The organism is Bradyrhizobium sp. 191 (assembly GCF_023100985.1).
In the GTDB taxonomy this organism is placed as follows: Bacteria; Pseudomonadota; Alphaproteobacteria; order Rhizobiales; family Xanthobacteraceae; genus Bradyrhizobium; species Bradyrhizobium diversitatis.
This window is the reverse complement of sequence record NZ_CP064692.1, coordinates 7799887-7820535: the sequence shown is the minus strand read 5'-3', so window position 1 is coordinate 7820535 and position 20649 is coordinate 7799887. Positions and strand designations below refer to the sequence as shown.

20 protein-coding genes are annotated in these 20649 nt (G+C 63.8%); 19 read left to right on the top strand and 1 reads right to left on the bottom strand.

Annotation, left to right across the window (positions count from 1 at the left end):
- Position 1: 1 nt before the first annotated feature.
- The 17 genes from IVB23_RS36860 (at position 2) to IVB23_RS36780 (ending at position 17722) form a co-directional block, all read left to right on the top strand.
- On the top strand, positions 2-1567 hold the full coding sequence (locus IVB23_RS36860; protein ID WP_061876894.1) for a PfkB family carbohydrate kinase: 1566 nt from the start codon (positions 2-4) through the stop codon (positions 1565-1567).
- A gap of 26 nt (positions 1568-1593) precedes the next feature.
- Entirely contained in the window at positions 1594-2595 is a 1002-nt protein-coding gene (locus tag IVB23_RS36855; RefSeq protein WP_061876895.1) for an SDR family oxidoreductase, read from the top strand.
- Between the two features lie 5 nt (positions 2596-2600).
- On the top strand, positions 2601-3212 hold the full coding sequence (locus IVB23_RS36850; protein WP_245311856.1) for a hypothetical protein: 612 nt from the start codon (positions 2601-2603) through the stop codon (positions 3210-3212).
- Positions 3209-4246, top strand: a complete 1038-nt coding sequence (locus IVB23_RS36845) for an aminoglycoside phosphotransferase family protein (protein ID WP_247801921.1) — start codon at positions 3209-3211, stop codon at positions 4244-4246. The genes IVB23_RS36850 and IVB23_RS36845 overlap by 4 nt, the downstream gene beginning before the upstream one ends.
- A complete protein-coding gene (locus tag IVB23_RS36840) occupies positions 4221-5069 on the top strand; it encodes a transketolase (RefSeq protein ID WP_082821902.1) in 849 nt (282 codons plus the stop codon). Before IVB23_RS36845 ends, IVB23_RS36840 begins: the two co-directional genes overlap by 26 nt.
- A gap of 10 nt (positions 5070-5079) precedes the next feature.
- Positions 5080-6039 (top strand): transketolase C-terminal domain-containing protein, encoded by a 960-nt coding sequence (locus IVB23_RS36835; RefSeq protein ID WP_061876898.1) that lies wholly within the window; start codon positions 5080-5082, stop codon positions 6037-6039.
- A gap of 8 nt (positions 6040-6047) precedes the next feature.
- Complete coding sequence (locus IVB23_RS36830) at positions 6048-7154, top strand: DegT/DnrJ/EryC1/StrS family aminotransferase (protein WP_061876899.1); 1107 nt, start codon at positions 6048-6050, stop codon at positions 7152-7154.
- On the top strand, positions 7144-8262 hold the full coding sequence (locus IVB23_RS36825) for a DegT/DnrJ/EryC1/StrS family aminotransferase (protein WP_247801920.1): 1119 nt from the start codon (positions 7144-7146) through the stop codon (positions 8260-8262). The genes IVB23_RS36830 and IVB23_RS36825 overlap by 11 nt, the downstream gene beginning before the upstream one ends.
- Entirely contained in the window at positions 8259-9065 is an 807-nt protein-coding gene (locus IVB23_RS36820) for a sporadic carbohydrate cluster 2OG-Fe(II) oxygenase (protein ID WP_247801919.1), read from the top strand. Before IVB23_RS36825 ends, IVB23_RS36820 begins: the two co-directional genes overlap by 4 nt.
- Positions 9058-9450 carry an LIC12192 family sporadic carbohydrate cluster protein gene (locus tag IVB23_RS36815; RefSeq protein WP_247801918.1) on the top strand — a complete coding sequence of 131 codons (393 nt, stop codon included), beginning with the start codon at positions 9058-9060 and terminating at the stop codon, positions 9448-9450. The genes IVB23_RS36820 and IVB23_RS36815 overlap by 8 nt, the downstream gene beginning before the upstream one ends.
- Positions 9451-9475: 25 nt before the next feature.
- Positions 9476-10141, top strand: a complete 666-nt coding sequence (locus IVB23_RS36810) for a class I SAM-dependent methyltransferase (RefSeq protein WP_247801917.1) — start codon at positions 9476-9478, stop codon at positions 10139-10141.
- Positions 10119-10691, top strand: coding sequence for a WbuC family cupin fold metalloprotein (locus tag IVB23_RS36805; RefSeq protein WP_247801916.1), 573 nt, complete (start codon positions 10119-10121; stop codon positions 10689-10691). Before IVB23_RS36810 ends, IVB23_RS36805 begins: the two co-directional genes overlap by 23 nt.
- Before the next feature lie 63 nt (positions 10692-10754).
- Positions 10755-11735: a lysylphosphatidylglycerol synthase transmembrane domain-containing protein gene (locus IVB23_RS36800; RefSeq protein WP_247801915.1), complete on the top strand. Its 981-nt coding sequence runs from the start codon at positions 10755-10757 to the stop codon at positions 11733-11735.
- A gap of 28 nt (positions 11736-11763) precedes the next feature.
- On the top strand, positions 11764-14052 hold the full coding sequence (locus IVB23_RS36795; protein ID WP_247801914.1) for a hypothetical protein: 2289 nt from the start codon (positions 11764-11766) through the stop codon (positions 14050-14052).
- A 216-nt stretch (positions 14053-14268) separates the two neighbouring features.
- A complete protein-coding gene (locus IVB23_RS36790; RefSeq protein ID WP_247801913.1) occupies positions 14269-15486 on the top strand; it encodes a class I SAM-dependent methyltransferase in 1218 nt (405 codons plus the stop codon).
- The gene (locus IVB23_RS36785) at positions 15479-16684 is read left to right on the top strand and encodes a class I SAM-dependent methyltransferase (RefSeq protein ID WP_247801912.1); all 1206 of its coding nucleotides are present in this window, start codon (positions 15479-15481) and stop codon (positions 16682-16684) included. Before IVB23_RS36790 ends, IVB23_RS36785 begins: the two co-directional genes overlap by 8 nt.
- A gap of 3 nt (positions 16685-16687) precedes the next feature.
- Positions 16688-17722: a Gfo/Idh/MocA family oxidoreductase gene (locus tag IVB23_RS36780; protein WP_247801911.1), complete on the top strand. Its 1035-nt coding sequence runs from the start codon at positions 16688-16690 to the stop codon at positions 17720-17722.
- Here the strand turns inward: IVB23_RS36780 and IVB23_RS36775 are convergent.
- Positions 17712-19373, bottom strand: coding sequence for a hypothetical protein (locus IVB23_RS36775; RefSeq protein WP_247801910.1), 1662 nt, complete (start codon positions 19371-19373; stop codon positions 17712-17714). The genes IVB23_RS36780 and IVB23_RS36775 overlap by 11 nt on opposite strands.
- 166 nt (positions 19374-19539) lie before the next feature.
- Here IVB23_RS36775 and IVB23_RS36770 point away from each other — a divergent pair, with 166 nt between their 5' ends.
- Positions 19540-20046, top strand: a complete 507-nt coding sequence (locus tag IVB23_RS36770) for a hypothetical protein (protein WP_247801909.1) — start codon at positions 19540-19542, stop codon at positions 20044-20046.
- Between the two features lie 8 nt (positions 20047-20054).
- Entirely contained in the window at positions 20055-20561 is a 507-nt protein-coding gene (locus IVB23_RS36765; protein ID WP_247801908.1) for a hypothetical protein, read from the top strand.
- Positions 20562-20649: the final 88 nt, after the last annotated feature.

Sequence of the window (20649 nt, the reverse complement as noted above, 5' to 3'; positions counted from 1 at the left end):
CATGGGTAATATTCCGACGGACAAGCTGACCGTTCATCCGGCACCGCACCAGAAGATCAAGACGGTCGAGGAACTGGGCGAGATCGCGCGGGCCGCGCAGGCCGAGGGCCGGACCGTTGCGCTCTGCCATGGCGTGTTCGATCTCGTGCATCTCGGCCACGTCCGGCACATCCTGGCGGCACGCAACGAGGCCGATGTGGTCATCGTGACCGTCACGGCGGACCGCTTCGTCAACAAGGGCCCGGGACGGCCGATCTTTCCGGAGAACATGCGCGCCGAGATGCTGGCCGCGCTCGGCACTGTCGACTGGGTCGGCATCAACCGGACATCGAGCGCCGAGCCGATCCTCGATACCGTGCGCCCAGACATCTACGTGAAGGGCTCCGACTACGAGAATCCGGAGGATGACGTCACCGGCAAGATCGCGGTCGAGCGGGAGGTCGTCGAACGCCATGGCGGCCGCATCGTCTTCACCCGCGACGTGACCTTCAGCTCGTCGTCGCTGATGAACCGCTACTTCGACATCTACGATCCCCCTCTGCGCGATTACCTCCAGAAGGTGCGCGAAGGCGGTGGCGCCGAGCGCCTGCTGAAGCTGATCGACAAGATCCAGGACATGCACGTCGTTCTGGTCGGCGATACCATCATCGACGAATACCAGTATGTCACGGCGCTCGGAAAGGCCTCGAAGGAGAACATTGTCGCCACTCTGTTCAAGAACGGCGAGCAATTTGCCGGCGGTGTCATTGCCGCGGCCAATCACGTGGCGAGCTTCTGCAAGTCGGTGGAGATCGTCACGACGCTGGGTGGCAAGGACTACCCGGAAGAGTTCATCCGCGCGCATGTCCGCCCGAATGTCACGCTCACCCCGATCCGCATTCAGGGCCGCCCGACCACCCGCAAATTGCGGTACGTCGAGATGGGCTACCTGCACAAGCTGTTCGAAGTCTACACCATGGACGACACGCCGCTCGACGAGGCCGAGCGCAAGGAGATCGACCGCGTCACCGCCGAGCGCGTGCGCGGCGGCGACGTGGTCATCGTCACCGATTTCGGCCACGGCATGATCGCACCCAGCACGATCGACACGCTGATCGCGAACTCCAAGTTCCTTGCGGTCAACGCCCAGAGCAACAGCGGAAACCACGGCTACAATCTGATCACGAAATATCCGCGCGCCGACTACGTCTGCATCGACGCGCCGGAAGCGCGCCTGGCGGCCACCGACAAGTTCAGCGACATCGCGTCGGTGATCCAGGACCGCCTGCACCGCAAGATCGATTGCGACAACATGATCATCACGCACGGCTCCTTCGGCTGCTACCCCTTCTCGTCGAAGACCGGCGTCGCCCGCGTGCCCGCCTTCACCAAGACCGTCGTGGATACCGTCGGTGCCGGCGATGCCTTCCTGACGATTACGGCGCCGCTGGTGGCAGCCGGCGGCAACATCGAAGACGTCGCCTTCATCGGCAACGCGGCGGGCGCGATCAAGGTGGGCATCGTCGGCCACCGCAGCTCGGTCGAAAAGGCGCCGCTGGTCAAATTTGTCACCGCGTTATTGAAGTGACGCGAACGGGAATCTGGAGAACGACAGTGATTGGTCAGAAATGGAATGTGATGGTCACCGGTGGGGCCGGCTATGTCGGCAGCGTGCTGGTTCCCCAGTTGCTGGCGGCGGGCCACAAGGTCACGGTGCTCGACCTCTTCATGTACGGCGACGACGTCTTCAACGCCGTTCGCGACAATCCAAATCTGCGCCTGATCAAGGGCGACATCCGCGACGAGGCCGCGATCAACGAAGCCCTGCGCGGCAACAATGCGGTGATCCACCTCGCCTGCATCTCCAACGACCCCTCGTTCGAGCTGGATCCGGGGCTCGGCAAGTCCATCAACTACGACTGCTTCCGTCCGATGGTGCGCGCCGCGAAGAAGGCCGGCATCAAGCGCTTCATCTACGCCTCCTCGTCGAGCGTCTACGGCATCAAGGACGAGGCCGAGGTGACCGAGGAACTGTCCTGCGAGCCGCTCACCGACTACTCCAAGTTCAAGGCGATGTGCGAGACCGATCTTGCCGACGAAGCCGCATCCGGCTTCGTCACCTGTACGGTTCGTCCCGCCACCGTCTGCGGCTACGCACCGCGGCAGCGGCTCGACGTCGTCGTCAATATCCTCACCAATCTCGCGGTCAACACGGGCCGCATCCGCGTGTTCGGCGGAACGCAGAAACGGCCCAACCTGCACATCGAGGACATGTCCGCGGCCTATCTGTTCCTGCTCCAGCAGGATGACGCGAAGATCGACGGCAAGACCTACAACATCGGCTACGAGAACCACTCGCTGATGAAGATCGCCGACATCGTCAAATCGGTGGTCGGAAACAACGTCGACGTGGCCGTCGAGCCGACCGACGATCTCCGCTCATACCACGTCTCATCGGAGAAGATCCGACGCGAGCTCGGCTTTGCGCCGACGCACACGATCGAGCAGGCCGTGTCCGGTCTCGTCGACGCCTTCAAGGCGGGCCGCCTGCCGAACTCGCTCAACGACCCCAGGTATTTCAACATCAAGATGATGCAGAACATCAGCCTGAAGTGAGCGGCGTGCGGATCGGCATCGACTTCGACAACACGATCATCTGCTACGACAAGGTCTTTGCCGCCGTCGCGCGGCAGCGTGGGCTGGTGCCGGAGGGCTGGGACGGGCTGAAGACCGAGGTGCGGGATTATCTGCGGTCCCGCGCGGGCGGCGAGCTTGCCTGGCAGGGGCTGCAAGGGTTCGTCTATGGCAAGGGAATTGGCGGCGCCGGGATCTATCCTGGAGTCCGCGAGTTCCTAGCAACGTGTCGCACGGCCGGCGCGAGCGTCTATATCGTCAGCCACAAGACGCAGTTCGGCCATCAGGATCCCGACCGCGTCGACTTGCGCGAGGCCGCGCGTGGCTGGTTGAAGGGGGCGGGTCTCATCGACGCCGCCGACGCGGCGCTGGCCGTGGGCAATATCTATTTCGAGGACACGCTGGCGGCCAAGGTCGAGCGGGTTGCGAGCCTGCAGCTCGATATCTTCATTGATGATCTCGTCGATGTGTTCGAGCAGCCGCATTTTCCGAAGACGACGCGATCGATCCTGTTCACGCAGTCGCTGCTTCCCCATCCTGCTCATTGCGAGCCGATTGCGACCTGGACCGACATCCACCGCGGAGTGTTCGCGCGATGAGCGAGCCGGACATCAGCGTCCAGGATGCGGTCTCGATCGGCGGCCGCCTCTCTGGCGCGCGGGTCGCGGCCGCCCAACCGGCGCGGTCCGGAGGCAACAACCGGGTGTTTCGGCTGGAGATGGCGGAGGGACCGCCCCTCGCCCTCAAGCACTATCCGTCCGACGGGCGTGATCGCCTGGGACAGGAATATGACGCGCTCTCGTTTCTGTCCCGCCACGGCATCACGTCGACGCCGCGGCCGATCGCGAAAGATCCGGCTGCGTTCTGCGCGTTGTATCAATGGTTCGACGGTGATGCGGCAGTTCTGCATCCTCAGGACGATGATGCCGATCAGCTGGCCGATTTCCTGATCGGGCTGCAACAGCTGCGCAGCGCGGACGGCGCACAGAATTTGCGAAGCGCGTCAGCCAGCATCTTTTCGCCCGAGGAAGCCATCGCGCAATACGAGCAGCGCCTGGACGGACTACGGCGCGCATCGCAGGATCATCCGGACCTGCGCGCGTTCATGGACGGCAGCCTGGTTCCCAGCACCGCCGTCGCAATTCGGCAACTCCGTCGCCGTTATGCGGAACTGGGCCTGGATCCCGCAGCGGCCCTTGCGCCCGCCCATCGTGCATTGAGCCCGTCGGATTTCGGACTGCACAACGCACTGCGCACCGACGACGGCAAATTGCGTTTCATCGACTTCGAGTATTTCGGCTGGGACGACCCGGTCAAGCTCGTGACCGACACCGCGATCCATCCCGGCAGCGATCTGCCCGCTGCCGGCGCGAACCGATTGATCGAACGGCTCTCGCGCGCGTTCGAAGCTGGGGATGACGCGTTTGCGATCCGCCGTGACGTACTGTATCCTGTGTTCGGGGCGATTTGGTGCCTGATTGTCCTGAATGCCTATTTGCCGGAAAGCCGCTCCCGGCGTGCCCTGGCTGCGCAAGGTGGCGATTTGACGGTCCGCCTCGCCGGCCAGCTCGACAAAGCCCGCCGGCGCCATCAAACGATTTGCCAACGTGATCCAGATCTCACCCCACGCTGAAGCCGCCCTCACCTGCACGCTGGACGAGCGCAGCCTTTATTTGCGCCGCCTGGTCCTCGGTTCTGTCCGCTCTGCCGGACGCGGACATGTCGGTCCGGCTCTGTCGCTGATCGAGATGGTCCGCGTGCTCTACGACGACGTGTTGCGGATCGATCCCAAGAACCCGCGCGATCCCGATCGCGACCGCGCGATCCTGAGCAAGGGACACGGTTGTCTGGCGCTCTATGCGCTGCTGGCCGATCGCGGCTTCTTTCCCCTGTCGGAGCTGGACGGCTTCTGCGGGTCCGACAGCATCCTGGGCGGACATCCCGAATACGGCATGGTGCCGGGCGTCGAGGCCTCGACCGGCGCGCTTGGCCACGGCCTGTCGATCGGCGTAGGCCTCGCGCTCGCAGGGCGCATGCGCGAGCGCAGCTACCGGACCTTCGTGCTGCTCGGCGATGGCGAGATCAACGAGGGATCGGTATGGGAAGCCGCGATGGGCGCGGCCAAGCACGGGCTCGACAACCTGGTCGCGATGATCGACTACAACAAGCTCCAGAGCTACGGTCCCACCGACTACGTCCTGCCGCTGGAGCCGCTTGCGGACAAATGGCGCAGCTTCGGCTTTGCCGTGCAGGAGCTCAACGGCCACGACGTCGGCGCGCTGCGCACCGTCCTGAAGCAGGTCCCGGCCGTTCCGGGCAAACCCACCGCGATCATCTGCCATACCGTCAAGGGCAAGGGTCTGCCGCCGGCGGAATCCAACGCCGATTGGCATCACAAGAACAAGCTGACCGACAGCGAGCTCGACGCCATCCGCGTCGCCGTCGGCGATTTTTGATCGGCTCCCCATGCGCAACACAGCGATGAACATGGTCCACAAGCTCGCCGCGCGCGACGAGCGGGTGCTTTACATCGGCTCCGATCCCGGCGCTGGCACCCTGCGCGCGATGAGCAAGGAGTTTCCCAAGCGCCACCTGATCGAGGGCATTTCGGAAGCGCACATCATCGGCATGTCGGCCGGTCTCGCGATGGAGGGCTTCGTGCCCTACGTCAACACCATCGCGACCTTCCTCACCCGCCGCTGCTACGAGCAGGTGGCGGTCGATCTCTGCCTGCACAATCTGCCGGTCCGGCTGATCGCCAATGGCGGCGGGCTCGTCTACGCGCCGCTCGGCCCCACGCACCAGGCGATCGAGGACATCGCCATCATGCGCGCGCTGCCCAACATGACGGTGATCTGCCCGTGCGACGCCGACGAGGCGGCGCGCATGATGGAGCAGACGCTCGACTGGAAGGGTCCGATCTACATCCGGCTCGGCAAGGGCGGCGATGCCGTCGTTTCCAAGGCCGAGCACGGCTTTGAGATCGGCAAGGCCATCCTGATGCGCCCGCAGGGCGACGTCCTCCTGGTGACCACCGGCATCATGCTCCAGCGCGCCCTCGCCGCAGCCGACCTGCTGGCCGCGCAAGGCATTCGCGCCGGCATCCTGCACATGCATACCGTGAAACCGCTCGACACCGCCGCCCTGCTGCAGGCGATCCGCGGCACCAGGCTCTTGGTCACGCTGGAGGAGCACGTGCCTTCCGGGGGCCTCGGCAGTGCGGTCGCGGAGACGCTGATCGACAAGCTCGGTTCGGGCCTGCCGGCGATGCTGCGGCTGTCGCTGCCGGACCGCTTCATGCACAATTACGGCTCGCAGGACTCGCTCCTGAAGAAGCACGGCCTTTCCGCTGGTGCGATTGCGACCTCGATCGAGCATGCGCTCGCCGCCTCGCGCACCTCCTCCCCTCAACTTCATTCCACCTGACGGGTCACATGTACGACGTTCGATATTCCTATCTGCTCGAGCAATTCGCCGACCCCGCTCCGATCCTGGCCGAGATCGGCAGGCTGGTGGCGACCGGTGACTTCACCCTTGGCAAGCCCGTCGCCGAATTCGAAAAGCGCTTTGCCGAGCTGATCGGCGTGCGTCACGCCATCGGCGTCGGATCGGGCACCGACGCGCTCAAGCTGCCGCTCAAGGCGCTCGGCATCGGTCATGGCGACGAGGTCATCACCGCCGCCAACACGTTCATCGCCACGGTCGGCGCGATCGCGGAGACCGGCGCGACGCCCGTGCTGGTCGACTGCGACGATTCCTTCTGCATGAACGTCGACTACGTCGAAGCCGCGATCACTGAGAAAACCAAGGCGATCATGCCGGTCCAGCTGACCGGCGAGGTGACGGACATGGGCAAGCTGATGGCGATCGCCCAGCGCCACAACATCCCCGTGGTCGAGGATGCCTGCCAGGGCATCCTGTCCGAGTTCGCGGGAAAACGCTCGGGCACCCACGGCATCGCCGCCGGTTTCTCGCTGCATCCGCTCAAGAACCTCAACGTCTGGGGCGATGCCGGCGTCGTCGTCACCAATGACGACGGGATGAACGAGCGGCTCCGCCTCATCCGCAACCATGGCATGAAGAACCGCGACGAGATCGCGATCCTCGGCTGCAACTCGCGGCTCGATTCCTTGCAGGCCGTGGTCGGCAACTGGCTGATCGGCCAGACCGGCGAGATCACGCGGCGCAGAATCGAGAATGCGGCCTATTACGACGCGGGCCTCGCCGGCCTGCCCGGCCTGCGCATCCCGCCGCGCCGGCCCAACGTGAAGCACGTCTACCATCTCTACATGGTGTTCGCCGAGCGCCGCGACGAGCTCTACAAATACTGCCTGGACAACGGCATCGAGGCGAAGATCCATTATCCGATCCCGCTGTATCAGCAGGAAGGTCTCAAGCATCTCGGCTACGCGCCCGGCACCTTCCCGGTCACCGATCGCCATGCCAAGGAAGTCATCAGCTTCCCCGTCGACCAGCATCTGACGCGCGCACAGCAGGACCGCGTCATCGAGACCGTCCGGAAGTTCTGCCATGGACGCTGACACCGGCCGCCGGCGCATCGGTTACGTCAATCTTCCCGCGCAATTCGAGGAAGAGCGCGGCGAGATCATGCAGGCGGTGGAGGGCGTGTTCCAGCGCGGCGATTTCATCGGCGGGGCGGCGGTTGCAAAGCTCGAGGAGGAATTGTCCGCCTATCTCGGCTCGCCGCATGTCGTGACGTTGAATTCCGGCACCGACGCGCTGATCCTCGCCATGCGGGCACTCGACATCGGCCCCGGCGACGAGGTCATCACCCCGCCGAATTCGTTCGTGGCATCGACTGCGGCAATCATCGCAGTCGGCGCCACGCCGGTCTTCGCGGACGTGCTGCCGGACCAGAACATCGATCCCACCGCAGTCGAGGCCGCCGTCACGTCGCGCACCAAGGCGATCATGCCGGTGCATCTGACCGGGCGCATGGCCGACATGACCCCGCTGATGGCGATCGCGGACAAGCACGCGCTCGCCGTGATCGAGGACAGCGCCCAGGCGATCGGCTCGACCTATGACGGCCGGATGAGCGGCACCATCGGCACGTTCGGCTGCTTCTCCGCGCATCCCCTGAAGAATCTCAATGCCGCGGGCGATGCAGGCTTCCTCGTCACCGCCGACGCCGAGCTCGCCGGGCGAATCCGCCGGCTGCGCAACCACGGCCTGATCAACCGCAGCGACGTCCAGGAATGGGGCATCGTCTCACGGCTCGACACGCTTCAGGCCGAGGTGCTGCGCATTCGGCTGCGTCACCTGCCGTCGGTGATCGAACGCCGGCGGCGCAACGCCGCGCAATACCGCGCCGAGCTCGCCGGCCTGCCGCTGTTCATTCCGCCCTGCCGCAACATCGAGTTCAATACCTTCCACACTTTCGTGGTGCAGACCGAGCGCCGCAACGACTTCCAGAAATATCTTGCCGACAAAGGCATCGAGACCGCGATCCACTATCCGGTCCCGATCCACCTGCAGCCGGCGGCCGCGCATCTGGGTCATGGCCGCGGCGCGTTCCCGGTGACCGAACGGCAGGCGGACCAGATCCTCACACTTCCCATCAACCAGTTCCTGTCGGCCGCCGACATCAGCTATATTTGCGCGACCGCCCGGGAGTATTTTGCATGACGGACACGGACTTCCTGCACGCCGACGAGCAGGCGCTGGCGCAACGCTTCATCGACCATGGCTTCGTCACCACCCCGGCCGACGATCGCGCCGGGCTCGACCGGATCCAGCGCCGTGCCGCCGAGCTCGCGGCGGACTATCTGAAGCTGCCGCACAGCAACGATCCCTACGCGATGCTCGACACCATCCACACGCGGGTGAACGTGGATGATCTCAACGGCCTGCGGCTGCACGTCTTCAACGGCCTCAACGCCGAGCCCTGGTTCCGGCCGACCTACTTTCGTCTGGCGCGCTCGACGATCGAGACCATCGTCGGCAATGAGCTCTGCATGCAGCGCCGCGTCAATCTCAGCATCCAGCTCCCCGGCGACAGCTCCTCGCTGCTGGCCACCCATTCCGACGTCTGGTCGGGCGACTCGCCGTTCGAGGTCGTGGTGTGGGTTCCGCTCGTCGACGTCCGCCGCACCAAATCGATGTACCTGCTGCCGCCGTCCCTGAACGGCGAGATGCAGGACCGGATGGCCAGCCTGCGCAGTGCCGAAGAGCTGTACAAGACCATCAAGCCGCACGCGACCTTCATCGAGATCCCCTACGGTCACGTGATGCTGTTCAACCAGACCCTGATGCACGGCAATCGCGTCAACGAGGAAGCCGGCACGCGCTGGAGCATGAACTGCCGCTTCAAGAGCATCATGTCTCCCTACGCGGACAAGCGCTTCGGCGAGTTCTTCGAGCCGATCCTGCTGCGGCCGGCGACGCGGGTCGGCATGCAGTACAAGCTGCCGGGAGGCTTCCATGGCTGAGCGAGCCGGCCATCGCGGCTATATCGGCGCCCGGCCGCTGAACGGCAGCCGCACCCCGCAGCACGTCCAGAACATCGTGATCCGCGACTACGCGCGGCGGAAGAATCTGCATTATCTGCTGAGCGCCGCCGAGCACACCATGCCCGGCAGCTACATGGTGCTCGAGGACATCCTGGACGAGTTGCCGCAGCTGCGTGGACTGATTCTCTACAGCATCTTCATGCTGCCGCCCGACGAGGCACGGCGGCGGCAGATCTACGACCGCGTGCTGCGCGAGCGCTGCGACCTTCACGCCGCGGTCGAGGAGATCACGCTCTCGTCGCAGAAAGACATCCAGGCCATCGAAGACATCCTGCTCGTCAACAAATTCGCGACCATCCTGTGACGATGTCGCGGACCGGTTGGCCCCCATGACCGAGATCAATCTGCTCCAGCCGATGCACGCATCGACCAAGCGGAACTACGTCCAGCGCGTGGTCGAGCACGACAAGGCGGAATCCGCTACCGTCGCGCGGCAATGGGGGCGCGATTACTGGGATGGTAACCGGCGCTACGGCTACGGCGGCTATCGCTATGACGGCCGGTGGCGCCCGCTGGCCCAGACCCTGATCGATCGCTACGGCATCAAGCCGGGCATGAGCGTGCTCGACGTCGGTTGCGGCAAGGGCTACCTGCTCTACGAGTTCACCCAGCTCGTCCCCGATCTCAGGATCGCCGGCATCGACATCTCCGAGTATGGCATCGCCAACGCCAAGGAGGAGGTGCGGCCGCATTTGAAGGTCGGCAGCGCCGTCGAGCTCCCCTACCCCGACCACAGCTTCGACCTCGTCGTCTCGCTCGGCGTGCTGCACAACCTTCCGCTCGAGGACGTGTTCCGCGCGGTGCCCGAGATCGAACGCGTCGGACGCGGCACCTCGAAATATCTGATGGTCGAATCCTTCCGCAACGAGTGCGAGAAGGCCAATCTGCTTTACTGGCAGCTCACCTGCCTGAGCTTCCACGGTCCGCAAACATGGGCCTGGATCTACGACAAATGCGGGTATCGGGGCGACCATGGGTTCATCTTCTTCGAATGAGGCGGGCCTGCGCCGGCCGACCTCGATGCGCGCGCAAAATCCGGAAGTGTACTATTCGGACGACGCCATCGTCGCCGCGGACGACGCCACGATCGCGGAGCTGAAGCGCATCGCCGCCGGCAACCCGCGCCTGCGCAGCCGACTGTGCACGCATCCCGATCCCTCTTCCGGCCTGCACGAGATGCTGATCGTGCATCATCGCGAGGCCTATGTGCGGCCGCACAAGCACCTTGGCAAACCTGAATCGTTCCACGTGATCGAGGGCACCGCGCAGGTCGTGATCTTCGAGGATGACGGCCGCATTCGCGACGTGCTCGAGATGGCGCCCTACGGTCAGGGCAAGCGCTGCTACTATCGCATGCCGGAACAGGTCTTCCACTCGATCCTGATCACCTCGGAATGGCTGGTGTTTCACGAAACCACCGCCGGCCCGTTCGATCCCTCCCGCACCGCATTTCCCGACTGGGCACCCGACGGCGGCGACGCTGCCGAGGTTCAGGACTATGTCACTGGGATTGGTGCTCTGGCAGCGGAGCATCTGGCGAGATAGTAGACTTCGAACACTGTCGCTATCGATGGTCCCACCGCGAATGATCGAGAACGAAACCAGCCGATGAAGCCGCCTGCAAAAGCAATGGTAACCCTGGCCAAGTTCGCCGTGTCGGCCGGGATCCTGGTATTGCTGTTGCGCAGCCAAAATCTGTCGTCCCTGAAAGCCGATCTTCTCGCCGTCAATCTGAACGTGCTGGCGCTTGCGGTGCTGCTGCTGTTCACCCAGACCGTCGGTCTTTGCCACCGCTGGATCCTGATCCTCCGCGCCATGAACGTGCCGCTGGATTGGCTGCCCGGCTGGCGCATTGTCATGGTCAGCAACTTCTTCAATCAGGTGCTGCCCGCGGGCGGCGACGCGGTGCGGATCTGGATGCTGCGGCGGCAGGGCGTGCAATGGTCGCCGACCATCAGCAGCATCGTGGCGGATCGCTTCCTGGCGTTGCTGGCTCTCGGCGTCATCGTGCTGGCGGGAATGCCGTTTCTGCTGCATCGCGTCCGCGACAACTCGCTGCTTTTCGCGATCTTAGCCGTTCTGGCGGCTGCATGCCTCGGCGCAATCGCCTTGGTGACGTTGGACCGCTGGCCGCAGCGCCTGATCGCGGCGGTGCCGGCTAGGATCGTGCAATTTGCGATGCTGATCCGGGCTCCGTTGCTGGCGGCCGATGGGCGAGCCATGCTGGTCGTGTCAGCCATTGTCGTCCACCTGATCACCGTCTTGACATGCTATCTCCTCGCGATCGGGCTGCAGGCCCCCCTCTCCGCACTTGACGCCTTCGCGCTCATCCCGCTCGTCATTCTGTCTTCCGCGGTTCCCATCTCGATCGGGGGCTGGGGCGTTCGCGAAGGCGCGATGGTTGCCGCGCTTGGTTTCGCCGGAATCGGATCCGACAAGGCGCTCGCAATATCGGTCTTACTGGGACTTGGCGGCCTGATCGTCGGGCTGTTCGGCGGGCTGGTTTGGCTGCTCGCGCCCGAGCGCACCGGCTTCAGCCCCGAGCAGGCGCGGGCCATCGCCGAACGAACGGATGCGGCGCCAGTTTAGCATGAGCAACCCTGGACAAGAACAAGCGATGACAACTGCCGAAGTGCGTTTGCGCACCAGCGTCGAGGCCTGGTGGTGGCGTATCCTCATTTTCGCGCCTGTAGCACTTTCCATCTGGTTCGTGAACCGGACCGGCACCTACCGTACCCTGCTGTTCGACGGCGGCTGGACGACGCGATTTTACGTCCTCGCCTGGATCGTCCTGACACCGTATCTCGGCTGGCTCATCATGGCGACCGGACGCCTGACGTTCTCGCTTATCAGGCACGAGCCCACTCAGCGCGTCGACGAGTTCTTTGTCGGCGCGGCCACGCTCATCCTGACGGGATTCGGGCTCGGCGCTCTTTCCATCCTCTATCCGCAAATCGTTCTCGGATTTGCGATCGCGGTTCTGCTGTGGGACGGCCGCGACCTCAGGGCGCCGCGCAAGCTCACGGTGACTTTGCCGCTGGTCGCAACATCGTTGCTGGGTCTTTGGCTGCTGGCAACGGTGTTCCTCGATCGCGCCGTCATACCCGACGTCATTTCGACCGACGTTCAGCAACTCTACGCGCCGTATCTTGCGGAGGTTGCGAGAAATCACAGCATCTGGCTTGCGGCGGACAATCCCATTTTTTCCGACTTCGAAATCGGCCGCGGAAACGGGCTGCATCTGTTCCTGGCGGCGTTCCTGCCGCCTCATGTCGCCCAGATCATTTCGTTTCTCTACTTCGTCGGAATCGGCGCGGTCATTTTTGAGCTCGCCCGTCTCATTGTGCCGTTGCAGGCTCTTGGACGCCGCTGGGAAGACGCCGCGATACCGATTGCACTCGGATTGGCAATCCTCGGGCTAGCGTGGCCACGGACGATGCCGAGCATCAAGGCCGGCCTCTACATCATGGAGTTCGGCAAGTACCACCTGCAGACGGCAGCCTTCTTCGTCTATTTCCTGCTGGTCGTCATTCGGTCGTCCCAAAGTCGCGACAGGTTTGCCGCCGGCATTTGTGGCCTTGCCGTCGCCGCCTCCTATCCGCTCTACGCGGCGTTCGTCTTCCTGATCTCGTCGCTGGGCGTGCTCACCAAGGCGCTTCAGCGAGACCGATCCGGCCTCGTCACCAGTCTGCTGCTGGGGTTGGGGGCGATTGCCGGATGCATCCTGGCTTTCGCCATCAACTATTTCTATCTCGGAATCCCCGCGACCAATCCATACTCGCTCTTTCGAAAGGTCGCGTCAGTCGAACGTTTCTCACAATTCGGCAGCCTGGACATTCTTGATTTCTTCGTGGTGGCGCAGTCGATCGAGGTCACCAACTTCCTCAGCAAGTCGGGATTGGTCGCCGTCGGCAGGCAAAGCCAGTCGGTTCTCCTGGTTGCAGCTCTCCTCGCGGCGGTAACTTGTGCGATCGCTTTCGTCGACTCGAAGCGGTTTCCTGATCGCCCCAGCGCCACGACATCGCGGGCATTGCCCGGCATTGCCGGACTTTTCATCGTTGTCGCCTATATCGCCAGCGTGCGGCTGCTGGACATGACGCTGAATATTCCCAGCCTGATCAGACTGTCCATTCACGTCACCGCGCTGTTCCCGCTCGCAACTGTCGCAATCGCTTGCTGGGCGCTCGTCATCGTGCGGCGGCTGGTCCCGGCGCTGTTCGTCGGGCGCTTTGCACCCAGTGTCGCCATTTTGGCGCTGCTGGTCGCTTGCACCTGGATATTGATCTCGTTTCCCTGGCAGAGCTTCAAAGAGGACCAGGCCATCGCCTTTCCGCGTGGGCGTCCCCTCGATCAGATGCCCCGCGTCACCCTGAACTGGCGGCGCTGTGACGAACTGCAGCAAGCGACCGGCTCCGACCGCATTCTCCCCCTTAATGGCTACCGCGCGATGGTGCCGTGCTATTTCTCGCCTCTGCTCACACGCGGCAAGATCATCCACACCTACGAGAGCGACGTTGCGCGCGACTTCAGGAAGATCGCGCTGGGGAATGCCGACACGGCAGAGGCCGCCCTTCGATCCCTCGGCGTCAAGCTGTTCTATGTCCAAAAGCAGAATTGCGATTTCTGGCTCAACGGCTTCTCTGACCTCTTTCAGGGCGCCGAGCTGCAGAAGCGGCTCGCCCTTTTCAGCGAAACCCCGAACTACTGGCTGTTGACGTGGAGGGATGGCGAGCAAACATTGAGCCCACAAGTCGCGGCCGGTATTTCCGAGCTCCGAACGAGGTCGAAAGACATCTACCGGCAGGCCTACGGGATCGAGCCGTTCGAGGTGGTGAAGCACCGCCTGCCTCCCAACGGCCAACGCGCAGATATCAGGGCGCTCGACCAGCTCTTTACCTGCCACTGAGAGTCGTGTTTCGCGTGCGATCCCCTCGGTTCCGCGCATGTTCGGCAAGATCGAAGCCTGCGATAGGGGCCGCGGGGTACCAGCTTTAGTTGTGTATAGCCCGCCCGGGGCAACTTAAGAATTGTGGCGCGGCCTGTGGCCCTATATAGGCTTCAACTGCGCCCGCATTGCTTCGAGGCGCCGACGTTACCTGCTTTCCTGCGAAGAGCCAAAGCCGTGACCGACCATTGCCGCCTTTGCCATTCGACCAACCTGCGACCGGTCATCGACCTCGGCCTGATGCCGATTGCGCATCGGCTTCGGCACAGCCGAAACGAGCAGGACGAACGATTCCCGTTCGAGGTGCTCGCCTGCGGCGAGTGCGGCCTGCCGCAGATCGTCAAGCCGATCGATCCAGACATCCTGTATCGCCAGTTCAACTACAATTTCAGCAGCTGGAAGCCGGAGCCGCATCAGGTCGACGAGCTCGACACCATCGCGAAATTGTCGAAGCACCAGTCCGTGTTCGAGATCGGGTGCAACGACGGCCTGTTCATGGACAAGCTGCGCGAACGCGGCGCGAAGGTCCTCGTGGGCGTGGAGCCCAACCCCGTGTCGGGCAAGATTGCCCGCGAACGCGGCATCAAGGTCTATTCCGACATGATCAGCCCGGCCCTGTGTGACGACGCAGTCGCCCAGGCCGGCAAGTTCGATCTCGTGGTCTCGCGTCAGGTGCTGGAGCACATCGTCGACTTCGAGAACTTCTTCGACTGCGTGAAGATCGCGCTGCGCGACGACGGGCTGCTGTTCATCGACGTGCCTGATTTCGCGCCCGGGTCGACGGCAGGCGATCTTTCCGTCCTCTGGGAGGAGCACGTCAGCTATTTCACCGAACCGACCCTGCTCGCCTTGTTGGCGCGCCACGGCTTCGAGGCGGTGTCCGTGAAGAAGTACAATTTCAGCGGCGGCAGCCTCGCGGTCGCAGCCCGCCGTGCCGGGGGCAGCGTGACGCCCCCGCCCGCACCGTCGGGCGTCGGCGAGGCATTCGGTCAACGCGCACGGGAATATGGCGCGCGCCTTCGTCCGATCCTCGCGAAGGCCCGCGCCAATGGTGCCGAGATCGCCATCTATGGCGCCGGCTGCCGCGCCTGCACCTTCACCAACGCCCACGAGCTGGCGGATCTCGTCGACCTCTCGGTCGACGACCAGAAGGAGCGCCAAGGCTTGTTCCTGCCCGGCACCGGCATTCCGATCCGCTCGCCGGAGGATTTCGCCGGCAAGTCGGATCCGCTCGTCTGTCTTCTCGCCGTGAACCAGGAGAACGAAGCCAAGGTCAGTAGCCGGCTGCGCGAGAACGTGAAGCGGCCGCTGCACATCGTTTCGATCTTTGCGCCCTCCGACATCTGGAGCGAGCTCGATCGTCTCGAGGCGGCCGCAGGGTCGCGGCATGGCTGAGGACAAGCTCTTCAACTACTACGAACGTCAGGACGTTCTGCCGACGTTCGGAAATTTCAAGTCGTCCGCCGAGCTCGAAGCCTACGCCAGCCAGCGGCGCGAACTGTTCTCGGACAAGCTGGTGCTGCCGCCGCGGCTGTTCCGCAATGCCGAGGTGCTCGAATTCGGTCCTGATTCCGGCGAGAACGCTCTGGTGTTTGCGAGCTGGGGCGCGAACATGACGCTCGCCGAGCCGAACCGGCATGCACACCCGAAGATCCAGGCCTATTTCGATCATTTCGGCCTGACCGAACATCTCCGCGAGCTCGCATTGGCCGATGTCGAGGGATTCCGCAGCGACCGCGGGTTCAACATCATCGATGCCGAAGGATTCATCTACACGGTGCAGCCGACCGAAAATTGGCTCGGCGTTTTCCACCGGCTGCTCAACCCCGACGGTTACGCCGTCGTGTCCTATTACGAGCGCCATGGCGGATTCTTCGAGCTCGCGCTCAAGGCGATCCATGCGGCCGGCAAGGCGTTGACCGGCCGTCCTGCGCTCGAGACGGCGAGGATGCTGTTCGATGCGAAATGGAGCAGCATTCCGCACACCCGCAGCTTCGAATCCTGGCTGATGGACGTTCTCGAGAATCCCTTCGTCCGGTACCGGTATTTTCTCGATGCGGCAGCCCTCTGCACGGCGGCGCATGAGCAAGGCTTCGACATCCATTCGGCATGGCCAGCCTATCGCGACAGCTTGGACGTCTACTGGCACAAGAAGGTTCTGCCCGACGACGAGAAGCTGCGGCGCGCGGCGCGCCACCTCGACCGCAGCCGCCTGAGCTTCCTTGGCGGACGAAAGCTCTATCTGGTCGGCAACGCCGATGCAGTGGAGGCGATCTCGGCATCGATCGAGACGCTGGTTCTCGACGTCGATGCGATGATCGACGATCCCTTCGCCGGGAGCCTGCCGCGCGTGGTCGCGAGCCTCGCGTCCCTGCGCGAGACGATCCGGACGACGGACATTCTCGCCGACGATGCTGCCGACATCGAAGCCATCACGGCAACGCTCGACAGTTTCCATCGCATCTTTGGCGCGATCTTGCGACGGGAGGCGTCCGCGGTCACTGCCCTCACCCAGACGGATCCGGCGTTCATCAACACCTGGGGACAGCCGGCGCACTTCCTCGTCATCCGAAAGCGCTCCAAGGAATCATAGCCAGTGAAGCCAGGCATTGGCATCATCGGGACGGGCATGGTCGGCCAGATGTGCCACCTCGCCAATTTCGCGGCCAATCCCGCCTGCCGCGTCGTCGCGATCGCCGATCTCCGGCCGGATCTTGCTGCCGCCGCGGCGCAGAAGTTCGGCATCTCGCGGGTCTACGGCACGCACCGGGAATTGCTTGCGGACAGCGAGGTGTCCGCCGTGGTCGTCGTGACGAAGCGGCGCGCGACCGGACCGATCGTCCTGGACGCGTTGAACAGCGGCCGCCACGTGCTGTCGGAAAAGCCGATGGCCTACACGACGGTTCAAGCCGAGACACTGGTCGAAGCCGCGCGGCGACAGGACCTTATCTACAGCATCGGTTACATGAAGCGACACGATGCCGGCGTGGCACGCGCGCTGGCCGAGCTGGCGCGCATCCGCACAGACCAGTCGCTCGGCCGCATCGTCGCCGCGCGAGGCTGGTGCTTCGGCGGCGACACGGGCCGCGCGCAGGACAATTTCGTGATGACCGGCGAAGCACGGCCGGACGGGCTCGAACTCTGGGAGGATGGTCCCGACTGGATGCCGCGCGCGGTGCGCCCCGGCTACGACAATTTTCTGAATGTCTTCAGCCATATCATCAATCTGGCGCGCTACCTGCTCGGATCCTCGCCGACGGTCACCGACAGCTCCGTCGAGACCTCGGGAGCCGCGCGCGTCACGCTCGACTTCGACGGCATCGCTTGTGCGCTGGATCTCGTGAACGGGTCCGAGGGAGCCTGGCGGGAGGGACTGACGATCGATTTCGAGCGCGGCGCCCTGACCATCGAATTGCCCGCGCCCTTCGCCGAAGAGGAGGCACGGGTCATCGTCGATCATCAAGACGAGTCCACGCAGCTCATACATGCAACCAGCTGGGCATTTCGGCGCCAGGCCGTTGCCTTTGTCTCCGATATTATCGAACGACGGATGCCCCTCGCGTCTGGCCAAGACTCGGTGACCGACATCGCGCTTGCAGAAGCGATCTGGAAGCGGCGAGCTAGCGGCTAGGCGAGACATCCTCGCTGGCGCCGTTGAGCGGCAAGATTCCAGCGATCGGGCCGACCGTGATCTTGACCTGCGCGAGTTGAGCCAGAAACTCTGCAACGTCACAGCGCGCCAACAACCGACACGCGTAGTACTTTCGCACCAATGCCCGGTCCGACGCAGCTCCAGAGCCCGCGTTCAACGAGATCGTCGCCTGCGGTCCCGACGGATCGAAATGACGGAATGCAGTTCCCGGAGCAGCCCGCTTCCACTCCATCTCCTGGAGGATGTCGGGCCGCTCGGCACGCAAGGCAAACCCGAAGAAGGGCTGATTGCCCCAGGCGAGCCGGAGCATACCGGTGACTTCGGCCAGGCCGAACGGCACGTCCCGTGACCGATAGTCGAAGAATTGGTCGTCGAGCGCGTAGACCGTCGCCGCGGGCTGGATCCGGTCGGCGAGGCTGCGCGTCAGAGCCTCCTGCTTCAGCGTTCTCGCCTGCATGAAGACGTAGTCATTCCACAGCATTCCGATCCACAGGATCGAGCCCAATCCGAACAACATCGCAACGGCGGCGGTGGGGCCGATCCAACGTTCGGCCTGACGCTTGAACGCGAGAAGCGCCAGCCCCGCCGGCACGCCAAACAGCAGCAGGTGACGGCTTTCGTAAAAATGCTGGGACGAGGGTCGCAGGCCGGCAATCAGATAGGGCGAGGACAGCGCGAGGAACAAAACAACGGCGAGGATGAGCGGCAAGGCGGTTGCCCGTCTGAGTGCAGTTGCCTCCGTGCCGGGACGAAGTAGCAACAATGCGACGCCGACGAGCACCGCAGCCAGGATGAAGGACGCCGGGACCTGGATCGCCGCCCCGATCGCGTGGGCCACGACGTCCCTGTAGCCGGCGTCGAAGAACGCCTTCCATCCGTTCGCCAGCTCCCCGAGCGTCGGCAAATGGGCATCATAATGCTGCGCGTACAAACCGATGCGCTTGAACCAGATACCAAGCGCGCCCGCATAGACAAGAGGAAGCGCGATCAATTCCGGATAACCCAAAGTGCAGCGCCAGGCTGCGAGCCATGCACGACGAATGAAGCCATGCGCAACGGCTCCGCTCCGCCATGTTGCAACGAACAGTCCAAGCATGACACAGGCATAGAGCACGACCGTCGAGTTGAGCGCGAAGCTGAGCACGAATAGGCATGCACAGGCCACGCGAAGCAACACACGCCGCCAGCCCTGCGCGTTGAAGGCAAGCGTCAGCAGCCATGCGCCGACGAACAGGAGTCCGAAGCTGAAGACATAGACCGCGTTCGCCTTGCCGGCCCACAGTTGATAGCCGGGATAGGTCCAGACGATCAGGGCGAAGCCGACCGCCTCGGCGCGGTCGAGCAGATCGAGCCGTGTCGCCGTCAGCATCAGGCACACCGCGCCGAAGACGATTCCGGCGAGCGCCAGCGATACCATCACGACGACCGGGGCGCCCGTCCAGTTCGCGAACGTGTCGTAGCTGAAGAAGATCGGATGACCGGCGCCATTCAGCAGGAAATCGATGTCGACGAAATAGTCCGGACGCGGCTTGAGCACCAGCCAGTCGTCCATGAAGAGGCCGTCATTCAGGAGCATCGGCGCATGTGCAACCAGCAACACGACGATCAGAATGGCTATCGCGCGCAGCAACGGGGGCAAGCTCGGACGGGAAAAGGAGGACATCGCCAGCCAGGATTCGCACGCCCACGTGGCGACCGCAAGTCCGGGCCGCCGGGCTCTCTTGACCGGAAAAATGCGACCTCCTATAGACTTTCGCTCTGGCTGGGCCTGAGAGGCGTCCGGGGCGATTTACGCAATGAACATGCTACCGGGCCCGGCGCAGGCCGCTGCGATTGGTCTCAGCATCGCCTTTCCACTGCTGTTGCTGTGCTACGCGCGCATCGCCGCCACCGGCGGATCCGGCCGCCGCTTCCGGCTGGCCTGCGTCAGCGTCGTCGTGTTTTTCGTGATCGCCTGTATCGCGCTTCCAGGTCAACGCCGCGTCGACGACGTGCTTGGTGGTCTGCTCCTGTTGGCGACGGCGATGATGTTTTGCTACATCCTGTTCAGCCTGCTGGCCTGGGGCTTTACGGTCACGCTGCTCACGGCGCTGGTGAAGTCCGGACGTCCCCTCACTTTGGACCAATGGGCTGCGGCCTACATGCAGGGCGGCGACCTCGGCACCTTCGCGCACAACCGCCTGAAACTCCTGATCAGCTCGGGGCTGGTGGTGACGGCGGACGGCTGGCTGGCCCCGACGGCCAAGGGGGTCGCGGTCGCACATCTGGTCAAACTCGTTCGCCTGTCGACGGGTCTTCGGTGAGCGGCACAATGTCCTTCGCTGTCGGACTTGTCGCCGTCGTCGTCTTCGCCCTGCTGGCGCCCGCCTTGCAGCTCATGGCCCGCGCTCGCGCATGGGCGTTCGGACCCGTGATCCTGCTCGCGATCGCCGCGGTCGTCTCGCATGGTCTCGGCGTGATGCTCGGAATTTTAGCCGTCCCGCAATTTCAGTATTGGGATGCCGCGTCGATATTCGGATTTTGCGTCATAGCTTACGTTTTCGCCTTTGGCGCAGTGTATAAATCGGTTTCCCTGGACCTCCTGCGCGGCCTCGTCGACCGGCCCGACCGGAGGGCCCCGGTTTTGGAGATCGCTGAAAGGCAGGTTCCAGATCTGTTCCGGGGACGAATTGGGAACCTGGTCGATGGCGGCTTGGTCGAACCGGTCGATTCGTACTTCAGGGCGACCGCCGAGGGCCGGAACATGGCAGGCCGCATCGGACGGCTGCGCCGTGCCTTCGGCATTGGCGATACCGGACTCTACGATTTTTCCGACTAGTTGCATGAAACACACAGATCCCGGATTTCGTGTCCGGTTGTGTGGACGACGTCCGGCAGCCACATTGTTCGCCCGGTTTAGATGACCT